This is a genomic window from Streptococcus oralis subsp. dentisani, from assembly GCF_002096685.1.
In the GTDB taxonomy this organism is placed as follows: Bacteria; Bacillota; Bacilli; order Lactobacillales; family Streptococcaceae; genus Streptococcus; species Streptococcus oralis_AD.
In genome coordinates this window covers 48,899-69,079 of record NZ_NCVA01000039.1, presented here as the reverse complement: position 1 = coordinate 69,079, position 20,181 = coordinate 48,899, and the positions used below count along the sequence as shown (strand labels likewise).

General features: G+C 41.6%; 19 protein-coding genes and 1 pseudogene. 6 read left to right on the top strand and 14 right to left on the bottom strand.

All coding sequences use genetic code 11. The annotated features are described in order from the left end of the window. Nucleotides 1-83: 83 nt before the first annotated feature. Nucleotides 84-527, bottom strand: coding sequence for a flavodoxin (locus tag B7705_RS03105; protein WP_001162125.1), 444 nt, complete (start codon nucleotides 525-527; stop codon nucleotides 84-86). 103 nt (nucleotides 528-630) lie between these two features. Here B7705_RS03105 and B7705_RS03100 point away from each other — a divergent pair, with 103 nt between their 5' ends. Both B7705_RS03100 and B7705_RS03095 read left to right on the top strand, forming a co-directional pair. Beyond that, a complete protein-coding gene (locus tag B7705_RS03100) occupies nucleotides 631-1,566 on the top strand; it encodes a DHH family phosphoesterase (RefSeq protein WP_084947680.1) in 936 nt (311 codons plus the stop codon). Between the two features lie 95 nt (nucleotides 1,567-1,661). Beyond that, complete coding sequence (locus B7705_RS03095; RefSeq protein WP_000710762.1) at nucleotides 1,662-1,904, top strand: type B 50S ribosomal protein L31; 243 nt, start codon at nucleotides 1,662-1,664, stop codon at nucleotides 1,902-1,904. A gap of 113 nt (nucleotides 1,905-2,017) precedes the next feature. Here B7705_RS03095 and B7705_RS03090 read toward each other — a convergent pair whose 3' ends face one another. The 7 genes from B7705_RS03090 to B7705_RS03060 form a co-directional block, all read right to left on the bottom strand. Beyond that, entirely contained in the window at nucleotides 2,018-3,352 is a 1,335-nt protein-coding gene (locus B7705_RS03090; RefSeq protein ID WP_084947677.1) for an Nramp family divalent metal transporter, read from the bottom strand. A 216-nt stretch (nucleotides 3,353-3,568) separates the two neighbouring features. Then, nucleotides 3,569-6,745 carry a carbamoyl-phosphate synthase large subunit gene (gene carB / locus B7705_RS03085; RefSeq protein ID WP_084947675.1) on the bottom strand — a complete coding sequence of 1,059 codons (3,177 nt, stop codon included), beginning with the start codon at nucleotides 6,743-6,745 and terminating at the stop codon, nucleotides 3,569-3,571. 310 nt (nucleotides 6,746-7,055) lie between these two features. Next, nucleotides 7,056-8,135, bottom strand: a complete 1,080-nt coding sequence (locus B7705_RS03080) for a carbamoyl phosphate synthase small subunit (protein WP_000166848.1) — start codon at nucleotides 8,133-8,135, stop codon at nucleotides 7,056-7,058. 49 nt (nucleotides 8,136-8,184) lie between these two features. After that, nucleotides 8,185-9,108: an aspartate carbamoyltransferase catalytic subunit gene (locus B7705_RS03075; protein ID WP_084947673.1), complete on the bottom strand. Its 924-nt coding sequence runs from the start codon at nucleotides 9,106-9,108 to the stop codon at nucleotides 8,185-8,187. An 18-nt stretch (nucleotides 9,109-9,126) separates the two neighbouring features. Then, nucleotides 9,127-9,648, bottom strand: coding sequence for a bifunctional pyr operon transcriptional regulator/uracil phosphoribosyltransferase PyrR (gene pyrR, locus B7705_RS03070; RefSeq protein ID WP_084947672.1), 522 nt, complete (start codon nucleotides 9,646-9,648; stop codon nucleotides 9,127-9,129). Nucleotides 9,649-9,857: 209 nt separating this feature from the next. Next, the gene (nth, locus tag B7705_RS03065; protein ID WP_000244439.1) at nucleotides 9,858-10,487 is read right to left on the bottom strand and encodes an endonuclease III; all 630 of its coding nucleotides are present in this window, start codon (nucleotides 10,485-10,487) and stop codon (nucleotides 9,858-9,860) included. Further along, nucleotides 10,488-11,030: a YceD family protein gene (locus tag B7705_RS03060; RefSeq protein WP_084947669.1), complete on the bottom strand. Its 543-nt coding sequence runs from the start codon at nucleotides 11,028-11,030 to the stop codon at nucleotides 10,488-10,490. It lies immediately after the preceding gene. A 167-nt stretch (nucleotides 11,031-11,197) separates the two neighbouring features. Here B7705_RS03060 and B7705_RS03055 point away from each other — a divergent pair, with 167 nt between their 5' ends. Further along, on the top strand, nucleotides 11,198-11,527 hold the full coding sequence (locus B7705_RS03055; RefSeq protein ID WP_084947667.1) for a helicase BlpT: 330 nt from the start codon (nucleotides 11,198-11,200) through the stop codon (nucleotides 11,525-11,527). A 332-nt stretch (nucleotides 11,528-11,859) separates the two neighbouring features. Next, complete coding sequence (locus tag B7705_RS03050; RefSeq protein WP_084947664.1) at nucleotides 11,860-13,419, top strand: ATP-binding cassette domain-containing protein; 1,560 nt, start codon at nucleotides 11,860-11,862, stop codon at nucleotides 13,417-13,419. A 45-nt stretch (nucleotides 13,420-13,464) separates the two neighbouring features. Here B7705_RS03050 and B7705_RS09945 read toward each other — a convergent pair. From B7705_RS09945 to B7705_RS03035, 4 genes and pseudogenes are all read right to left on the bottom strand, one after another. Then, nucleotides 13,465-13,584 (bottom strand): annotated as a pseudogene (locus B7705_RS09945) (zinc metalloprotease HtpX); the annotation flags it as partial. A 90-nt stretch (nucleotides 13,585-13,674) separates the two neighbouring features. After that, nucleotides 13,675-14,271, bottom strand: coding sequence for a CPBP family intramembrane glutamic endopeptidase (locus tag B7705_RS03045; protein ID WP_084947662.1), 597 nt, complete (start codon nucleotides 14,269-14,271; stop codon nucleotides 13,675-13,677). A 110-nt stretch (nucleotides 14,272-14,381) separates the two neighbouring features. Continuing rightward, nucleotides 14,382-15,281, bottom strand: coding sequence for a zinc metalloprotease HtpX (gene htpX, locus B7705_RS03040; protein WP_084947659.1), 900 nt, complete (start codon nucleotides 15,279-15,281; stop codon nucleotides 14,382-14,384). Nucleotide 15,282: 1 nt separating this feature from the next. Then, a complete protein-coding gene (locus tag B7705_RS03035; protein WP_000219838.1) occupies nucleotides 15,283-15,843 on the bottom strand; it encodes a LemA family protein in 561 nt (186 codons plus the stop codon). Nucleotides 15,844-15,936: 93 nt separating this feature from the next. Here B7705_RS03035 and rsmG point away from each other — a divergent pair, with 93 nt between their 5' ends. After that, nucleotides 15,937-16,650 (top strand): 16S rRNA (guanine(527)-N(7))-methyltransferase RsmG, encoded by a 714-nt coding sequence (gene rsmG, locus B7705_RS03030; protein ID WP_000801947.1) that lies wholly within the window; start codon nucleotides 15,937-15,939, stop codon nucleotides 16,648-16,650. Nucleotides 16,651-17,031: 381 nt separating this feature from the next. Then, nucleotides 17,032-18,315: a uracil-xanthine permease family protein gene (locus B7705_RS03025; RefSeq protein WP_084947657.1), complete on the top strand. Its 1,284-nt coding sequence runs from the start codon at nucleotides 17,032-17,034 to the stop codon at nucleotides 18,313-18,315. A gap of 48 nt (nucleotides 18,316-18,363) precedes the next feature. Here B7705_RS03025 and B7705_RS03020 read toward each other — a convergent pair whose 3' ends face one another. Both B7705_RS03020 and B7705_RS03015 read right to left on the bottom strand, forming a co-directional pair. Beyond that, a complete protein-coding gene (locus tag B7705_RS03020) occupies nucleotides 18,364-19,122 on the bottom strand; it encodes a CPBP family intramembrane glutamic endopeptidase (protein ID WP_084947654.1) in 759 nt (252 codons plus the stop codon). A gap of 144 nt (nucleotides 19,123-19,266) precedes the next feature. Next, nucleotides 19,267-20,178 carry a DMT family transporter gene (locus B7705_RS03015; protein WP_084947651.1) on the bottom strand — a complete coding sequence of 304 codons (912 nt, stop codon included), beginning with the start codon at nucleotides 20,176-20,178 and terminating at the stop codon, nucleotides 19,267-19,269. Between the last annotated feature and the right edge of the window lie 3 nt (nucleotides 20,179-20,181).

The window sequence follows — 20,181 nt, the reverse complement described above, 5'->3', positions numbered from 1 at the left end:
AAAGCTACCAAATAGGCTAGTAAAATCCCAAAATAACTAATAAAAAAACGCACTGACTTCTTCCAGTCAGCGCAGTTTGATTCTTATCCTACTTTTGCAGCTAATTCTTCTGCGAATTGTTCCAAGCGTTCGATGTCTTCTTCTTCGGCAGAGAGGTCCACTTTAACACACTCTGAACCTTTTTCTGCTCCTGTCGCTACAAATACGCGATCAAAGTCATCAACAGCCTTACAGAATTCGTCGTAGAAGGTATCACCTGATCCAACAACCCCGTAGATTTTGCCATTCAAGTTGAGATCTGCTAGGTCTTCGTAGAAGTCCATCATCTCATCTGGCAATTCTCCATCACCGTAAGTATAAGTCGCAACGATAGCGATGTCTGCTTCCAAGAAGTCGGAAGCGTCAACAGTCGTACATTCATCCACATCGACATCCAAGCCCAAGTCACGCAATTTGTCTGCTACAATATCTGCAATTTCTTCGGTATTACCGGTCATACTGGCAAATACAATTTTTGCTAATGCCATATCGTCCTCCTCAATTTATCTTTCTCCATTATATCATATCTTTTTCATTTTAAAAATAAAAATTCTTGTGCTACAATGAAATGAGAAAGAATTGAGGTTACTTATGGAAATTTGCCAGCAAATTTTAGAACAAATTAAAAAATACGATACAATTATTATCCACCGCCACATGAGAGCTGATCCCGATGCGTTGGGGAGTCAAGTAGGACTCAAAGAGTTGCTCCAATATAATTTTCCTGAAAAAAAAATCAAGGTTGTTGGTTATGATTTACCGACTTTAACTTGGCTAGCCACAATGGATCAAGTTGAAGATGATGAATTCGAGGGTTCTCTTGCGATTGTTTGTGATACGGCTAATACTGCTCGTATTGATGATAAGCGCTATCTTAAGGCAGAGACCATCATTAAGATTGACCACCATCCAAATGATGATGTTTATGGTGACCTATCTTGGGTGGATACAAGTTCAAGTAGCGCTAGTGAGATGATTGCCCTATTTGCAGAAAAAAATCAACTAACCTTATCAGATCATGCCGCTGAACTTCTTTTTGCTGGTATCGTTGGAGATACAGGACGTTTCCTTTATCCTTCTACCTCAGCTAGGACCCTTCGTATCGCTTCTTCCTTGAGAGAGTACAACTTTGACTTTGCTAGTTTGACACGCAAGATGGATACCATTAGCTATAAGATTGCAAAACTTCAAGGGTATGTCTATGATTACTTAGAAGTTGATGAAAACGGAGCCGCACGCGTTCTGCTTACTCAAGAAATCTTGAAAAGATATAAGGTTACAGATGCTGAAACAGCAGCGATTGTTGGAGCACCTGGTCGAATTGATACTGTTAAGGCTTGGGCCATCTTTGTTGAACAAGCTGATGGCCACTTCCGTGTGCGTATGCGCAGTAAAATCACTCCTATCAATGAAATTGCCAAAGAACACGACGGAGGAGGGCACCCATTAGCTAGCGGCGCCAATTCCTATAGTCTAGAAGAAAACGAAATCATCTACCAAAAGTTAAAAAACTTGTTTAAAAACTGATAAAATACTTGCCAAACTTATCAGAATCTGATAGACTAGTAAGGTAACAATCTATGGCTCGCAAAGAGACCATGGCAGAAAGGAAATATTGAAAAATGAAAAAAGATATCCATCCAGAATATCGCCCAGTTGTCTTCATGGACACAACTACTGGTTACAAATTCCTTAGCGGTTCAACAAAACGCTCTAACGAAACTGTTGAGTTCGAAGGCGAAACTTACCCATTGATCCGTGTGGAAATTTCATCAGACTCACACCCATTCTACACTGGACGTCAAAAGTTCACCCAAGCAGATGGACGCGTGGATCGTTTCAACAAAAAATACGGTCTCAAATAATAATAAAAAGAACAGTTTCAACTGTTCTTTTTTTACTTCTTTTTATGAATCAACCACTACTATTATCTCAATATCAAGCTTCAAGCTAGTGCCGAGAACTAATTTGAACAAGTTTAAAAAATATCGAAAAGAAGCTTGATATTGAGAATGGTCAAGATGATTGAAACTGCGTAACCTAGGATTGTGTTCCACTTGGCATTGGTAAATTCTCCCATCAGTGACTTTTTAGAAGTCAGATAGATTAAGGGGAAGATTGAAAACGGAAGAGCGATTGAAAGAAAGACCTGTGAATAGACCAATAACTGATCCAAGGTTTTTTCTTGATGTCCAAACAAGACGGCTACAATAATCACAGGGAGCAAGGCAAAAATACGTGTACCGATACGGATAATCCACTGAGGCAATTTCAGATGCAAGAAACCTTCCATGACAATCTGTCCTGTCAAGGTACCTGTAATAGTCGAATTTTGGCCACTTGCTAAGAGAGCTAGAGCAAATAAAGTTGACAGAGTTGAGCTGGCTATCGCTCCTGCTATCGTTGAATCCTGTAAAGCATTGTACATTTGAGAAAAAGCTGAAATTTCAGATGCATGACCAAAAAAGAGGGAGGCACCTAAAATGAGAAGCAAGGAATTGACAATAAAGGCTAAGGACAACTGAAGATTTGAATCCCATGTCATAAAACGCACGGCTTTCCGCACATCCTTCTTATCTTTGTGATTGATTTTCCTTGTTTGGGATAGGGATGAATGAAGATAGAGATTATGGGGCATGACTGTCGCACCTACAATCCCTAGAGCCAAGGTCAATTGACTTTCATGACCTGGTAACGGTGTTTCAAATAAAGTTGAAGTTGGTAAATAACCACCAATAATCCCCTGAATACTTGGACTGGATAAGGCCACAAGATAGGTAAAGATGGCTAATATGGTTAAAATAAGAGTCGTAACAATGGCTTCAATTTTTTTGAAGCCAAATTTCATCAACAACAACAAAAGAAATACATCCAAAACGGTTAAGAGGATAGCGACCATAATCGGTATTTTAAATAAAAGATTTAAGGCAATCGCTGAACCTAAAACCTCGGCTAAATCTGTCGCCATTAAAGCTAATTCTAAAATCACCCACAAACTATAGCGAAGCCACTTGGGAGCATGATGAGCTGTTGCCTGTGCTAGGTCCATCTTAGTTACGATACCGAGCTTTCCAGCCATCTGTTGTAGCTGCATGGCAATGATGGATGAAATCAAAATAACAAATAAGAGACTATATTTGTAGGAAGCACCACCAACCACGCTGGTAATCCAGTTTCCAGGATCCATGTAGCCAACTGCTACAAGAGCTCCAGGCCCTAAAAATGCTTTTAGATTTTGCCAAAAATGATTGTTATTGGGAGTTTCAATAGATTGGTTGATCTCAGAAAGAGAGACTTTTTTGTAAGAAGACATCGGAATTTTACACTTTCTAATCTGTCTTTACCTATTTTCTTAATGGAATTTTTGAAAATATAATGAAAATAGTTTCCTATTTCTAATTCTTCCTTATTATATCATATTTTAGAATGATTCTTAAGGAAAGAATGATGGTTGAAATAGGCAATTTCTGTATTGCAAAAGCCAGCGTTTTTTGACGCTGGCTTTAAAACTGTGAAAATTCTGTCTAAACTAGATCGCTTCTGTGACAAAACTACGACTTTCTAGTACCTTGAGCATGGCATTAGCTGTATCTAGAGCTGTAAAAAGTGGCACACCGTGTTCAATGGCTGAACGGCGGATTTGCTCACCATCTTCATCAGCAGTTCGTTTGGTTCCGACAGTATTGATGATCGCTTGAATTTTCCCTTTGCGGACAAAGCTGGGGATATCCTTCTCATCATCACCAATCTTACCAACAGGTTGGGCTTTGAGTCCATGACTGGCAAAGAAGGCTGCTGTCCCTTCTGTCGCGAGGATACCATAGCCAATATTTTGGAAACGACGAGCCAAGTCCAAGGCTTCATCTTTGGCATCATCAGCGATGGTAAAGACAACATTTCCAAAGGTTGGCAAGTGTAGGTAGGAAGCTTCAAAGGCCTTATAGAGAGCTTTTTCCAAAGTAGTATCAGAACCCATAACTTCCCCTGTTGACTTCATTTCAGGACCAAGCAAGCTATCTACTTTCGCTAGCTTGGTAAAGGAGAAGACTGGCGCCTTGATATGAACGCGAGTGCTTTCTGGATAAAGGCCATCTTGGTAGCCAAGTTCTTCAAGACTTTGACCAAGAATGAGCTTAGTCGCTACCTGAGCCATAGGAATATTGGTTACCTTAGAAAGGAATGGAACCGTACGGCTGGCACGTGGATTGACCTCAATAACATAGACTTGTTCATCCTTGATGACAAACTGGATGTTCATCATTCCAAGACAGTTAAGGCCAATTGCTAGACGTTTAGTATAATCAGCGATGGTTTCCTGCACCTTTTGCGACAAGGTTTGTGGAGGATAAACGGCCATTGAGTCACCTGAGTGAACACCGGCACGTTCAATATGCTCCATGATACCAGGGATGAGAACATTTTCTCCGTCTGAGATGGCATCGACTTCGCACTCTTGCCCAACGATGTATGAATCAACAAGAACTGGGTGGTCTGGACTAGCCTTAACAGCTGTACGCATGTAAGAACGGAGGTCTTCTTCGTTTTCAACGATTTCCATGGCACGTCCACCCAAGACATAAGATGGGCGAACGAGAACTGGGAAACCAATTTTGCGAGCTGCAAGCACAGCTTCTTCTTCATTAGTTGCTGTTTGACCAGGTGGCTGTGGAATATCCAAGTCTTTAAGGGCTTGCTCGAAGAGGTCGCGGTCTTCGGCACGGTCTAGGTCAGCAACTTGTGTACCAAGGATGGTCACACCTGCTTTTGCCAAGGGCTCTGCAAGGTTGATAGCTGTTTGACCACCAAACTGAACAATAACGCCTTTTGGTTGCTCTAAGTCGATGACATTCATGACATCTTCAAACGTCAATGGTTCAAAGTAAAGTTTGTCAGACACAGAGAAGTCTGTTGAAACAGTCTCTGGGTTTGAGTTCATGATGATAGCTTCATAACCAGCTGCTTGAATCGCCTTAACAGAGTGAACTGTTGCGTAGTCAAACTCAACCCCTTGACCGATACGGATTGGACCTGAACCTAGGACTAGAACGGATTCCTTGTCAGATTTGATAGATTCATTTTCCCAACCATAGGTTGAATAGAAATATGGTGTTTCAGAGTCAAACTCCGCCGCACAGGTATCAACCATCTTGTAAACTGGGACAATCTTGTTTTCCAAGCGAAGTTGGCGAACTTGGTCAGCTGTCGTTTCCCAAAGCTCCGCAATCTTGCGGTCTGAAAAGCCATTTAACTTAGCTGTTTTCAAAACTTCTAGATCTTGTGGATGGGCACCTAATTCTTGCTCAATTTCAAAGATGTGCAAGAGTTTATCTAGATAGAAGATATCAATCTTGGTCAATTCAGCAATTTCTTCTGGTGTGTAGCCACGGCGAATGGCTTCTGATACGTAGAAGAGACGGTCATCTTGGGCCTTGACAACTTTTTCAATCAAGGCATCATCCGAAACAGTTGCTAGTTCAGGCATTTCATTATGGTGAACCCCAATTTCAAGTGAACGACAGGCTTTTAGAAGAGACTCCTCGATGTTCCGACCGATAGCCATGACTTCTCCAGTTGCCTTCATCTGAGTACCAAGACGACGCTCACCTTTTTCAAACTTGTCAAATGGGAAACGTGGAATCTTGGCAACGACGTAGTCAAGAGCTGGTTCAAACATAGCATAAGTTGAACCTGTAACTGGGTTGATGACCTCATCCAGAGTCAAACCAACGGCAATCTTGGCAGCCAATTTGGCAATCGGATAACCCGTCGCCTTAGAAGCAAGGGCTGACGAACGTGATACACGGGGGTTCACTTCGATAACATAATACTTAAAGCTATGCGGATCAAGGGCTAGCTGAACGTTACAGCCCCCTTCAATCTTGAGGGCACGAATAATGCTCAAGCTCGCGTCACGTAGCATTTGGTTTTCATAGTCCGACATGGTTTGGGCAGGAGCAAATACGATGGAATCCCCTGTATGAATCCCAACGGGGTCAAAGTTTTCCATGTTACAAACAACGAGGGCATTGTCAGCTGAGTCACGCATGACTTCGTATTCGATTTCCTTGAAACCAGCAATGGAACGCTCAATCAAACACTGGGTAACAGGTGACAGTTTCAACCCATTTTCAGAAATTTCACGCAATTCTTCTTCGTTGGCACACATACCACCACCAGTACCACCAAGGGTAAAGGCTGGACGAACGATAACAGGGTAGCCGATTGATGCCGCAAAGGCAACAGCTTCTTCCACTGTGTTGACAATTTCAGATTCTGGAATTGGTTGCTCAAGCTCTTCCATCAATTGTTTAAAGAGGTCACGGTCCTCGGCTTGGTCGATGGCAGATAATTTAGTTCCCAGAAGTTCGACACCGAGCTCATCTAAGATACCGTTTTTAGACAATTCCATGGCCATATTGAGTCCTGTCTGGCCACCGAGAGTTGGAAGCAAGGCATCTGGACGTTCCTTACGGAGAATACGTGTCACAAACTCCAGTGTAATCGGTTCGATGTAGACCTTGTCCGCAATCTCCTTATCCGTCATGATAGTGGCAGGGTTTGAGTTCACCAAGACAACTTCATAACCTTCCTCTTTCAAAGACAAGCAGGCCTGGGTCCCAGCGTAGTCAAACTCAGCAGCCTGACCAATAATAATCGGACCAGAACCAATCACCATAATTTTTTGAATATCAGTACGTTTAGGCATAGTTTATGATACAAAGCCCGTAAAGAACATAGTGAAATAGGAAACTCGGTGCAGACGCCTTCAGCGTCAAGACGATGTTTATCTTTTTCACACAGTTCTTAGGGCGTGTTCACTTCCGCGAACAATGTATCTTCTCCTTTCTATTCGTCGCCTCACAGAGCGACATTAAATAAGATACAAAGGACGAATAGAAAGCGATTGAATTTTAGGAAACCAAGGAAGGATTGACAATCCAAGTTGGTTTCTCTAAATTCCGAGCTTTCCGTCCGTGTTCAGTTACATAAATTCTTCGACGAGCTTTTACTCGTTCTTAGTTTGATTGTTTAAAAGCTTCCATCATCTCGATAAATTCATCAAAGAGGTAGCTAGCGTCGTGTGGACCAGGAGCTGCATCTGGGTGGAATTGAACAGAGAAACCTGGTTGGTATCTGTGGCGAACTCCTTCAACTGACTTATCATTGATTTCTTCGTGAGTAATAATCAAGTGCTCTGGCAAGTCCTCACGGCTAACTGCATAACCATGGTTTTGGCTGGTAAAATCTACGCGTCCTGTAGCAATCTCACGTACCGCGTGGTTAAATCCACGGTGACCAAATTTCATCTTGTAGGTCTTAGCACCGTTTGCCATAGCAAAGAGTTGGTGTCCCATACAAATACCGAAAATTGGAATTTTCCCTTGCACACCACGAATCATGTCCAGTGCTTCTGGAACGTCTTCTGGGTTACCTGGACCATTTGACAACATAACTCCATCAGGATTTAGGTGGAGAATTTCTTCTGCCGTTGTTGAATAAGGAACAACCGTCACGTTACAGTTACGCTTAGAAAGTTCACGTAGGATTGAGTGCTTGAGACCAAAGTCTACTAAGACCACACTCAAACCAACTCCAGGAGCTGGATAGGAAGTTTTAGTAGAAACCTGCTTGATATTGTCTGTCGGCAAGACTGTTGCTTGGAGCTGGTCCGTCACATGGTCCATACTGTCCCCAACATGAGTCAAAGTTGCACGCATGGTACCATGCTTACGGATAATCTTGGTAAGTGCACGCGTATCAATCCCTGAAATACCCGGAATTTTCTTAGCTTTCAAGAATTCGTCCAAGGTCATTTGGTTGCGCCAGTTGCTAGCTCGACGCGCCTCTTCGAAAACGACAACTCCCTTACAAGTTGGAATAATGGATTCGTAATCATCACGGTTAATTCCATAATTTCCCACCAAAGGATAGGTAAAGGTCAAGATTTGTCCATTATAAGACTGGTCTGTAATGGATTCTTGGTAGCCGGTCATCCCTGTATTAAAGACGATTTCGCCTGTTACATCAATATCTGCTCCGAAGGCCTTGCCTTCAAAAACTGTACCATCTTCTAATACTAGAAGTCTTTTTGTCATATTTTCACCTCTCGTGGACGCTCACTGGCGTCTTTTAACGTCTTGTGTTTTAGTTGGCGTTTCTACTCGCCAATACGGATTCTAAAATTGCCATTCGAACAAAGACACCGTTGGTCATTTGTTGGACAATGCGTGATTTCGGAGCTTCAACCAAGTGGTCAGCAATTTCCACATCTCGATTGACTGGAGCAGGATGCATAATGATTGCTGTTTCTTTTAAGCGATTGTATCGTTCCTGTGTCAATCCATGTTGAGCATGGTAGTCTTCTTTTGAAAAGACCGCTCCGCTTTCGTGGCGTTCATGTTGAACTCGGAGCAACATCAAAACATCTACCTGATCAACAATCTCATCAATAGTTACAAACTGTCCATAGTCCGCAAACTCTTGACTTCTCCATTCCTCAGGTCCAGCAAAAAATAGTTCAGCTCCCAAGCGTTTCAAAATCTGCATATTAGACTTGGCAACACGTGAGTGGTCCAAGTCACCTGCAATAGCAACCTTGAGACCCTCAAAGTGACCAAATTCCTCATAAATAGTCATCAAATCAAGCAAGCTCTGGCTAGGATGTTGTCCCGAACCATCACCACCATTGATAATGGAAGTCGTAATCGACGGACTCGCAATCAACTCTCTGTAATAGTCGACCTCTGGGTGGCGAATCACACAGACATCCACTCCTAGAGCAGATAGGGTTAAAATGGTATCATAAAGTGTTTCACCCTTATTGACCGAGCTAGTCTTCACATCAAAGTCCAGTCGCTCCAGCCCTAGTTTAATCTCTGCCACTTCAAAGGATTTATGTGTTCGTGTAGAATCCTCAAAGAACAGATTGGAAACAATCGGATGGTTTTCATAGGGAAGCTGTGCTCCGTTTTTAAACTCAATTCCTCGTTTGATTAATTTCATCACTTGATCAACAGTGAGGTCTTCCATGGACACCACATGATTCAATGCTTGTTGATTTTCTGACATGGCTACTCCTTCAGCTTTCTAAGCTTCTTCAGTAATCAGAACTCTGTCTTGGCCATCAAGTTCTGTCATCTCTACGATGATCTCTTCAGAGCGACTAGTTGGAATATTTTTCCCAACATAGTCTGGACGGATTGGAAGCTCTCTATGTCCGCGATCCACTAGAACTGCTAAACTCACACGAGCAGGGCGACCATGGCTGACGACGTTGTCAATAGCTGCACGAATGGTACGACCTGTATAGAGCACATCGTCCACCAAGATGACTTCCCGATCTGTCACATCAACAGAGATTAAAGAAGTATCTTCACCACTTTTAACATCATCACGGAAAGGCTTGGTGTCCAGCTCTACCACTGGAACTGAAAGAGATTCTAACTGTTCCAAACGTTCTTGGATACGGCGAGCAATAAAGACACCTCGCGTTTTAATACCAGCCAAAACGATTTTGTTCAAATCTTTGTTTCGCTCAATAATCTCGTAAGTGATTCGAGTAATCGCGCGTTTGACGGTCAATTCGTCTACAACTTCTTTTGTCTTCATGACAAACCTCCAAAAAGAAAAGTCTCCTTAACAAGGAGACTTCAGAATGTATAGCCAAGCGAGGCCTACTACAAACAGTATAGACTTCACCCTTCTACTTAATCCAGCTCCTTGCCTGCCTCACGGGACAGGTTTAAAGGAATATTTTATTGTTATTACTATATCACAAAGAAAGGATCAATGCAAGAAAAAAACATAAAATTTTCATCTTATAACGAACTAAAATCATATAATTGTGGATAGTGATCGCATTCTGGGTTCTTTGGGTGACAGATAGCCCGTCCAAAGTAAATCATAGCCTGATGGGCTGACAACCATTTCTCTGGAGGCAGAACATCCATGACACGTTTTTCTACTTCGAGGGGCGTAGCTGATTTTTTAACGATATCGTGATGCTTACAGATACGCTCAACATGAGTATCAACTGCAAAGGCTGGAATTCCAAAGCCCACACTCATGACTACGTTGGCTGTTTTGCGTCCAACACCTGCTAGGCTTTCTAATTCCTCTCGAGTCTGAGGCACTTGACCATCAAAATCGTCTAGTAACTGTTGAGCACATTTTTTAAGGAATTTAGCCTTATTTCGATACAGTCCCAGACGAGAAATGTATGAAGCAATTTCACTTTCAGTCGCTACAGACATGGCTTGTGGCGTTGGAAAAGCAGCAAAGAGACCTGGTGTAGCCTTATTTACCGCAGCATCTGTGGTCTGGGCTGACAGCATCACTGCAACCAAGAGTTCAAAATGATTGGTAAAATCAAGACTAGGCTTAGCATCTGGGAAAAGGGCAATAATTTCCTCAATGACATGACGAGCACGTTTCTTGGATAAAACCATCTACTCGTCTCCATCAAATAGTCCTTGCAAGCCAGCAAATGGACTGTTTTCTTCTTTCTTGACTGCTTGTTGGGCCTGGTATTCTTCCTCAGTCATGATTTGCCAGTCATTTCCAGACACAAAACCTTGACCAGCTTCTTCTTCTGCTGTTAAGACTTTGATAGGAATATTTAGCAAGATATTATCGGAAACGCTCTCAGCAAGGTCGATTTCCCCATTTTCGATAGGCAAGACCAAGTCATCGTCTAAAACTTCTTGATCCAGTTGGTTGGTTGCTCCTTCCATGAAGACCTCTGTCACTGGATAAGACTCCTCCAACTCAACTGGCTCCATACTGCGGCTGGAAGCAAGAACGATGGTATAAGATAACTTATAATCTAGGAAATACATACGGTCTTCGTACTGGATCTTTCCCACTGCTAGGATATCTTTAACATCTAAAATTTCTTGATTACGTTTACGCAAGTCTGCGACAAGGTCCAAAGTTTGTTCAAAGTGTAGGCCTTCAGGCTGCTTATGAATTTCTTGAATATTTAACTTCATATTTCCTCCATAAAGATGTACTCACTTGATTATACCATGAAAAGGCTATAAGTCAGCTTTCCAAACTTTGATATTAAAAACTCGTTCTTAACATATTTACTATGACATATTATCCGATTAGTGCTATACTATAGGCAAGAATACATCAGAGCAAGGAGGATGCTCATATGGAAGACAAAGCACTCATCACTGAAGCTTACCAACTACTTTCCGAGTTAAATCAAAGTTTCCAAAATTGCAAACAAGGAACAGCCGATGATTTCCGTCTACAAGAACTGCTGAACACCACTCTCAAGGAACTTAAAAAAGCTGAAACGGTTAACAACAGTATCTTAATAGACCTTGAGAAATTTTACCAACGTACCAGTCTACTGATTGGACTTGGTAGTTTAAAACTGAATGATCAAACACGCACTGCTTGGCGCAACTATGACAAGTTCCATTACGAGCACGTCAAACACGTACTGACTCTCTATGGACCTGTTTTTGGATTTTAGAATTTAGAATTTTGGATTTTCTATTGACAAAATTTCCTTAAAGGTATAGGATAGAGGTACTAATACTCGGAGGTAAGGGAGACATGAACAACTAAGTCTATCAAATAAAGAATCTTTATTTAGTAGATCTTGTTTTTGTCTCTTTTTGTGTGCTCTTTTTGTACTAGATTTTCTAGTATCTTGTCCTCATTGAAAATCAAAAAACTAGAAAGCTATGCTCCTCTTGGGTTGGGTTAGGCAGCTTCAAGCTAGTTTGACAAGCTTTTCAACGAGGATAATAGAGTTTTGGACAGTGACTTTAGGCTCTACTAGATAAAGTAGAGCTTTTTGTTATGCACTATCGACATTCTAGAAAGGGCAACAATATGATAAAAATCAATCACCTGACCATCACACAAAACAAAGATCTACGAGAGCTTGTTTCTGACCTAACCATGACTATCCAAGACGGGGAAAAGGTTGCTATTATTGGTGAAGAAGGAAATGGCAAATCAACCTTGCTACGAGCTTTAATGGGGGAAGCTTTGCCTGATTTCACTATCAAAGGAGACATCCAGTCTAAACTTCAGTCACTGGCTTACATTCCTCAAAAACTCCCTGAAATCCTGAAAAATAGGACTCTACACGACTACTTCTTTTTGGATTCTACTGATTTAGACTACAGCATTCTTTATCGTTTGGCGGAGGAGTTGCACTTTGATAGCGACCGTTTTGCTAGCAACCAAGAAATTGGCAGTCTATCAGGGGGCGAAGCTTTGAAAGTTCAACTCATCCATGAGTTGGCAAAACCTTTTGAGATTCTATTTTTAGATGAACCTTCAAATGACCTAGACCTTGAAACGGTTGATTGGCTAAAAGGTCAGATTCAAAAGACCAGGCAAACTATTATCTTTATTTCCCATGATGAAGACTTTCTATCTCATACGGCAGATACTATTGTCCACTTGCGACTGGTCAAGCATCGGAAAGAAGCGGAAACGCTAGTCGAGCATTTAGACTATGATCGCTATAGTGAGCAGAGAAAGGCTAATTTTGCCAGACAAAGTCAGCAAGCTGCTAACGACCAGAGAGCCTATGACAAAACCATGGAAAAACATCGCCGAGTTAAGCAAAATGTAGAAACTGCACTTCGAGCAACCAAAGACAGTACTGCCGGTCGCCTATTGGCTAAAAAGATGAAAACTGTTCTCTCTCAAGAAAAACGCTTTGAAAAGGAAGCTCAGTCCATGACCCAAAAGCCACTTGAAGAAGAACAAATCCAACTTTTCTTTTCAGACATCCAGCCATTACCGGCTTCTAAAGTCTTAGTCCAACTGGAAAAAGAAAATTTGTCCATTGGTGAGCGCGTTTTGGTTCAAGGACTTCAACTAACTATCCGTGGCCAAGATAAAATCGGTATCATCGGGCCTAATGGTATTGGGAAATCGACTCTGCTAGCCAAGTTGCAACAACTGCTCAGCGCCAAAAGAGAAATTTCGCTTGGTTTTATGCCACAAGATTACCATAAAAAACTGCAATTAGATTTATCTCCAGTAGCCTATCTCAGCAAAACTGGGGAAAAAGAGGAACTACAGAAAATCCAATCTCACCTAGCCAGTCTCAATTTCAGCTATCCAGAGATGCACCACCAAATCCGTTCCTTATCTGGTGGTCAACAAGGCAAACTGCTTCTCTTAGAATTAGTCCTGCGCAAACCAAACTTTATTCTTCTGGATGAGCCTACACGTAATTTTTCTCCCACTTCTCAACCCGAAATCAGAAAACTCTTTTCCTCTTATCCTAGCGGTCTCATCACTGTTTCGCATGACAAACGCTTCTTAAAAGAGGTCTGTACGAGTCTCTATCGTTTGACAGAAAATGGTTTGGAAGTTGTTGATTTACAAGATTTATAAATTTTGAACATAGCAAAAATCCAGAGAGACTTCTCTGGATTTTGTTTACATTTGTTTCAAGCGTTCGATTCGTTCTGAGATAGGTGGGTGGGTATAAAAGAGTTTTTGTAGTCCGCCACCTTTCTTGGGATCATTGATATAAAGAGCTCTGTTGGCATCGTCGATCTGACAGATTATGGTCTGACTTTTGTTTATATTGTATAAGCTTAAAAATCTTTTTTACTATTTTACAATTCAAAGCACTCTAATATGGCATCATCTCATATACAAAAAGCAAAACGCAACCAGATTATTAAGGACATGCAAAAGAATGGAATTCCATAGGTTGTCAGAAGTCTTATACCTTACCCCAAATGCAAATCCCATACCTAAATAGCTGATAAAGCTAGGAATAGTATAGGGACCATGCAGATAAGCAAAAAGAAGCGATGTGGAAAACAAGCCAAAATATGTATTCTTAAATACTATCCCCTGTAACATACCTCGCATAAAGATTTCTTCCGTGACAGGTGCCAAAACACAGAGATCCACAAAAAGTACAGACCATGAAAGGGATAAACTTTGCACAGCTTGAGTTGTGTCTGATTGGGTAGGGCCTAAAAAATTGATCAAAATATAAAAGAGGAAAAGCAAGGCGTATGAAAGAAAACATTTTAAAATATCTTTTAGGTAGATTTTCCGAATGTGAAACAAGTCATACTTTTTTCCTACATATAAAAATATTGCAAGTTCAACAAGGGTAAAAAGGATTGATAACGTTAATGAATTTATTCGCATGATTTTCTCTGCTATACTCAAATGAATCGGCAGAAAAATCAAAATCAAGAAAAACGTCATCCAGCGCTTATACATCATTCACCTCAATTATATAGGATTACATATATTATACTATTTTTTGGTGGGATAACAAGTTAAAAGCGAGATACAAAAAGCAAAAATCCAGAGATAGCCTCTGGATTTTTTTACATGTGTTTCAAGCGTTCGATTCGCTCTGAGATAGGTGGATGGGTGTAAAATAGTTTTTGGAGTCCGCCACCTTTCTTGGGATCATTGATATAAAGAGCGCTGCTGGCATCATCGACATGGTGATGCATAGGCTCGCTATTGTCCAACTTACGCAAGGCATTGATCATCCCTTGAGGATTGCGAGTCAGCTCCACACTGGATGCGTCCGCCAAAAATTCCCTCTGACGTGAAATGGCTAGTTGTACCAAGGTTGCAGCGAGAGGTGCTAGAACAATGGCTAAGAGAGAGATGACAAGCATGATAATCTCTAGACCATTTCCATCACGATCATTATCGCTCCGTCTTCGACCTGCACCACCCCACCACATCATACGACCAGCCATACTAGATAGAAGGGTAATGGCACTAGCGAGCGCTACAGCAATGGTCGAAATTCGGATATCATAGTTTCGGATATGGCTGACCTCATGGCCCATAACCGCTTCTAGCTCCTCACGATTCATGATTGCTAGGAGACCCGACGTTGCCGCAACTGCCGCATTCTGCGGATTCGAACCTGTTGCAAAGGCATTTAAAGATGAATCTTCAATGATGAAAACACGTGGCATGGGAATCTGAGCGACCATGGCCATATCTTCTACTACATGGTAGAGGTCTGGTGCTGTTTGCTCATCAACCTCACGCGCCCCATTCATAGACATGACAATCTCTGTTGATTGAAAGATCATGGTCAGAGCGTAGATAAGACCAATAATCAAGGCAATAATCATGCCACCAAGACCTGAACGCATAAAGAGATAGCCAACCGCATAACCAACCAAGGCCAAGAGTAGGAAGAAAACCAGCAACAAAATCCAAGTTCTTCGTTTATTGCTTGCAATTTGATCAAACAACATCTTAGTCACCTAAACCGCTAAAATCGACTTTCGGAACTGCCTTTTCCTCTTCAGGTGTTTGAAGGAAGTCTGCAGCTTTAAAGCCAAATAGTCCTGCGATGATGTTGCTTGGGAAACTTTCAAGTTTTACATTGTAGTTGCTGACAACACTGTTGTAGAGTTGGCGGGAGTAAGAAATTTTATTTTCTGTATTGGTCAACTCTTCTTGCAATTTGATAAAGTTAGCACTAGCTTTCAAGTCTGGGTAATTCTCTGCTACTGCAAAGATACCAGAAATCTGGCGGGTAAGGGCATCACTGGCCTTCATAGCTTCTGCCGGTGAAGTTGCTGCGGCTACTTGTCTACGAAGTTCTGTTACTTTTTCCAAGGTAGAACCTTCATATTTCGCATAGCCTTTGACAGTTTCAATCAAGTTTGGGAGGAGATCATTACGACGCTTCAACTGAACATCGATCTGGCTCCAAGCCTCCTTGGTTTGCATACGATTTTTAACCAAACCGTTATAGCTAACAATCACAAAAATAACAATCAGAGCCAAAACTCCAAGAATAATCCAAGTCATAATCTTATTCCTTTCTGCTTTTAGATTAATACCAGTATATCAAAATTTTAATGAATATGGTAAAATAAGATGATACTAGAGAAGGAAAAAACTATGAAACCAGAAACATTTTACAGCCTACTAGCTGAGCAAAATATTCCACTTTCGGACCAGCAAAAGAACCAATTTGAACGGTATTTTGAACTCTTGGTCGAGTGGAATGAAAAGATTAATTTGACCGCTATTACAGACAAGGAAGAAGTTTATCTCAAACATTTTTATGATTCGATTGCACCTATCCTGCAGGGTTTGATTTCAAATGAAACTATCAAACTTCTTGATATCGGAGCGGGGGCAGGATTTCCAAGTCTGCCGATGAAAATTCTCTATCCTCAGTTAGATGTGACCATCATTGATTCGCTAAATAAACGCATCAACTTCCTTCAGCTTTTGGCTCAGGAACTGGATTTGGATGGTGTTCACTTCTACCATGGACGAGCAGAAGACTTTGCCCAAGACAAGAACTTTCGTGCCCAGTTTGATATGGTAACGGCTCGCGCGGTGGCCCGCATGCAGGTCTTGTCTGAACTGACCATTCCCTACCTTAAAGTTGGCGGAAAACTATTGGCACTCAAGGCCAGCAATGCGCCCGAGGAATTGCTAGAAGCCAAGAATGCCCTCAACCTCCTTTTTAGTAAGGTCGAAGACAATCTCAGCTACGCCCTGCCAAATGGAGATCCACGCTATATCACAGTCGTCGAAAAGAAAAAGGAAACACCTAACAAGTACCCTAGAAAGGCTGGCATGCCCAACAAACGACCACTTTAATCCTATCAATAGCGCGCCCTTATTAAAACTTGAGTAAAAATGATTTACAAAATCTGCCTCGCTCTCGCATTTCTGGGCTCGGGAAAAATTCGTTTACAAAATAAACCTCGCTTTCTTGTTTCTAGGCTCGGGAAAAAATGATTTACAAAATCTGCCTCGCTCTTTTATTTCTAGACTCGGGAAAAATTCGTTTACAAAACGAATTTTTTCTGCTATACTATCCTAAGCAAAGGTTTTTAATGTCATCCTGTGAGGTGACGAAGACGCGGATATATATGAAGTTCTTTAAGAATGGAATAATCTATTTTAAAGAAGTCTTACTCTGAGAGCCTATTGCTGTAAAATAATGGGCTCTTTTTGATGCCCAAAAGTGAGGTTTTTATGAAACAGGAATCAACTGTTGACTTGTTACTAGACGTTGATCAACGTCCTTCAGCTGGTAAAGGCGTTCTTCTAAGCTTCCAGCACGTTTTTGCCATGTTTGGTGCAACCATTCTCGTTCCCTTAATTTTGGGAATGCCTGTATCTGTTGCTCTCTTTGCATCGGGTGTTGGTACACTTATCTACATGATTTCCACTGGCTTTAAAGTTCCAGTTTATCTCGGATCATCCTTCGCATTTATCACAGCTATGTCCCTTGCTATGAAAGAAATGGGCGGTGACGTCTCTGCTGCCCAAACAGGGGTGATCTTGACTGGTTTGGTCTACGTCCTTGTTGCTGCTGGTGTTCGTTTTGCAGGTACAAAATGGATCGATAAACTCTTACCGCCAATCATTATCGGACCTATGATTATCGTTATCGGTCTTGGACTAGCAAATTCAGCTGTTACGAACGCTGGACTTGTAGCAGATGGAAACTGGAAAAATGCACTTGTAGCTGTTGTTACGTTCTTGATTGCCGCCTTTATCAATACAAAAGGAAAAGGCTTCCTTCGTATCATTCCTTTCCTCTTTGCCATCATCGGTGGTTATATCTTCGCTATGATGCTTGGTTTGGTTGACTTTACACCAGTTCTAGAAGCTAACTGGTTTGAAATCCCTGGTTTCTACTTACCATTTAGTACAGGTGGAGCCTTCAAAGAGTATAACCTCTACTTTGGTCCTGAAACAATCGCCATCTTGCCAATCGCTATCGTAACAATTTCTGAACACATCGGAGACCACACAGTTTTGAGCCAAATCTGTGGCCGTCAATTCTTGAAAGAGCCAGGTCTTCACCGTACACTTCTCGGTGACGGTATCGCAACATCTGTATCTGCCTTCCTCGGTGGGCCAGCTAATACGACTTACGGAGAAAATACAGGGGTTATCGGGATGACTCGTATCGCTTCTGTCTCTGTTATCCGTAATGCTGCCTTTATCGCAATCGCGCTTAGCTTCCTTGGTAAATTCACTGCCTTGATCTCAACAATCCCAAGTGCTGTACTTGGTGGGATGTCCATCCTTCTCTACGGAGTTATCGCAAGCAACGGTTTGAAAGTCTTGATCAAGGAGCGCGTTGATTTCAGTCAAATGCGTAACCTCATCATTGCTAGTGCTATGTTGGTTCTTGGGCTTGGTGGAGCCATCCTCAAAGTAGGACCAGTTACCCTTTCAGGTACTGCCCTATCAGCTATGACAGGTATCATCTTAAACTTGATCTTACCATACGAAAACAAAGACTAGTCATCTATACACACAAAATCCACTCAGTTGAGTGGATTTTTCTGATTCTTACCTTCCCCAGGCAATCAGGAGATACATGAGACTAGACCCAAACATGTCTGCCAGAGCATGCATGAGAAAGAACGGGAGGAGATTTTTCACCTTATATTTGTACAAAAAATAATAGAATAAGCCATAAACTACACCAATAACCAGCGCCCATACTAATCCTTGATAAGTGTGAAAAGAAATCCGAATGAGGGTAGAATAAAACAAAACCCGCCACTTGTGCTTTTCTTTCACTGAGGTCAACAACCCTAGAAAGAAAAACTCTTCATAGAAGCCATTTAGCAAGGCATAGGCAATTGCCATCGGACTAAGCACTAGGAACTTCCGTATAACTTCCATGGGATCTATGTGGGCAAAAAGAGCTGGATTAAAGTAATTGTATTCACCAGTTAGTGTCGTCACCAAGTCTCCAAACAATCCCACAATGGCAAATATAAATGGAACCCAAAAGAGAAGGGACCAGGTCCAACGAATAGGAAGCTGATTGAAATCATAATTCCGAATCAAAAGGTAAAGCAAGGCCAAGGTCAGAAATATCACTTGCAGAGTGAAGTTGCTCGAATAGGCCGCTCCTTCGCCGACAGTATCACTTGCCGTATTCATTGTAGTTGACAAACCTGTCGGAAACATACTTGCTAAAAAGAGCTCCGTTGAACGAATGATAAACAGGCCAAACATTAGAACTGTGATAATCAAAATGTCAAACCATCTCAAGTAGCGCAAGGGCTTAGTTGGGTGAATGCTTTGTAAAATTTTCATATCTCCTCCTTCTAGCAGTTAAAGATTGGTTTATTGTAAGAAAAGAAACTTAAAATTTTATAAAATTCCACTCCCATTCCTTATCCTTGATCAGTATTTCGATAGGATATTCAAAACAACCACTTTTTACGAGTAACTAGTCTCTCATTCAACCTTCTGTTTGTTTTCTAGCAGCAAATCTTTCAAAGAAATGATGGTTACCGCAAGTAAAATCATAGCCATACCGACAAAGTCAATCGCGTAGAATTGTTCCTTCATAATCAGAAAAGCAAAGAAAACGGCTGAAATGGGCTCTATGGAAGCCAATAAACTGGACTTAACAGGGCCTATCATACTAGCTCCTTTTAGGAAAGCTGTATAGGCAAAGACCGTTCCGATGATGATAATCCCAGCAAATGCAAAAAGAAAATCCAAGCTGGTCGGTATGCTGGTCTGCAAGACTCCTGTGAAGGGAAGAGCCACAACACCAGAAATAACCATGCCCACACCAATCACCAAAATACTTCCCCATTTCTTAATCAAAGCGATAGGAAGGATAATATAGAGAGCATAGGTCAAGGCAGAAAAGAGTCCCCAGAAAAGACCAGCAGGTGTGACAGACAACTGGTCAAGTTCCCCATGAGTCGCGATAAGAAAAGTCCCTCCGATTGCTAATCCAATCGAAATAATCTCAGCCAGAGTTGGTGCCACCTTGTCCTTGATACAAGTATAAATCAAGATTCCAACAGGACATACATACTGGAGAACCGTAGCCGTTCCAGCATTGGTTTCCTGAATGGCAGAAAGATAGGCAAACTGGTTTAAGAAAAGTCCAAAAACTGCAAATAGCAACAGAGATAGTAGACTTTTTCTGTCTTTTAAAAAAGCAGAGAGTTTATCCTTTGAAGTCGCATAGGATAAGATTACTAGTGCCAAGCCTGCAATGATAAGTCGTAAATTGGTCAAGACTAGAGCGGAAATCCCATGTGCCATCAGGTATTGGCCACTGGTTCCAGACAAGCCCCAAGCAATCCCTGCCACTACTGTATACAGAGTTCCTTTTACGGTTTTTGACATACT

What these genes read in the sequence shown, in the direction of transcription:
- B7705_RS03105 (WP_001162125.1), bottom strand. Translation starts at nt 527, where the DNA reads ATGGCATTAGCAAAAATTGTATTTGCCAGTATGACCGGTAATACCGAA.
- B7705_RS03100 (WP_084947680.1), top strand. Translation starts at nt 631, where the DNA reads ATGGAAATTTGCCAGCAAATTTTAGAACAAATTAAAAAATACGATACA.
- B7705_RS03095 (WP_000710762.1), top strand. Translation starts at nt 1,662, where the DNA reads ATGAAAAAAGATATCCATCCAGAATATCGCCCAGTTGTCTTCATGGAC.
- B7705_RS03090 (WP_084947677.1), bottom strand. Translation starts at nt 3,352, where the DNA reads ATGTCTTCTTACAAAAAAGTCTCTCTTTCTGAGATCAACCAATCTATT.
- carB (WP_084947675.1), bottom strand. Translation starts at nt 6,745, where the DNA reads ATGCCTAAACGTACTGATATTCAAAAAATTATGGTGATTGGTTCTGGT.
- B7705_RS03080 (WP_000166848.1), bottom strand. Translation starts at nt 8,135, where the DNA reads ATGACAAAAAGACTTCTAGTATTAGAAGATGGTACAGTTTTTGAAGGC.
- B7705_RS03075 (WP_084947673.1), bottom strand. Translation starts at nt 9,108, where the DNA reads ATGTCAGAAAATCAACAAGCATTGAATCATGTGGTGTCCATGGAAGAC.
- pyrR (WP_084947672.1), bottom strand. Translation starts at nt 9,648, where the DNA reads ATGAAGACAAAAGAAGTTGTAGACGAATTGACCGTCAAACGCGCGATT.
- nth (WP_000244439.1), bottom strand. Translation starts at nt 10,487, where the DNA reads ATGGTTTTATCCAAGAAACGTGCTCGTCATGTCATTGAGGAAATTATT.
- B7705_RS03060 (WP_084947669.1), bottom strand. Translation starts at nt 11,030, where the DNA reads ATGAAGTTAAATATTCAAGAAATTCATAAGCAGCCTGAAGGCCTACAC.
- B7705_RS03055 (WP_084947667.1), top strand. Translation starts at nt 11,198, where the DNA reads ATGGAAGACAAAGCACTCATCACTGAAGCTTACCAACTACTTTCCGAG.
- B7705_RS03050 (WP_084947664.1), top strand. Translation starts at nt 11,860, where the DNA reads ATGCACTATCGACATTCTAGAAAGGGCAACAATATGATAAAAATCAAT.
- B7705_RS03045 (WP_084947662.1), bottom strand. Translation starts at nt 14,271, where the DNA reads ATGTATAAGCGCTGGATGACGTTTTTCTTGATTTTGATTTTTCTGCCG.
- htpX (WP_084947659.1), bottom strand. Translation starts at nt 15,281, where the DNA reads ATGTTGTTTGATCAAATTGCAAGCAATAAACGAAGAACTTGGATTTTG.
- B7705_RS03035 (WP_000219838.1), bottom strand. Translation starts at nt 15,843, where the DNA reads ATGACTTGGATTATTCTTGGAGTTTTGGCTCTGATTGTTATTTTTGTG.
- rsmG (WP_000801947.1), top strand. Translation starts at nt 15,937, where the DNA reads ATGAAACCAGAAACATTTTACAGCCTACTAGCTGAGCAAAATATTCCA.
- B7705_RS03025 (WP_084947657.1), top strand. Translation starts at nt 17,032, where the DNA reads ATGAAACAGGAATCAACTGTTGACTTGTTACTAGACGTTGATCAACGT.
- B7705_RS03020 (WP_084947654.1), bottom strand. Translation starts at nt 19,122, where the DNA reads ATGAAAATTTTACAAAGCATTCACCCAACTAAGCCCTTGCGCTACTTG.
- B7705_RS03015 (WP_084947651.1), bottom strand. Translation starts at nt 20,178, where the DNA reads ATGTCAAAAACCGTAAAAGGAACTCTGTATACAGTAGTGGCAGGGATT.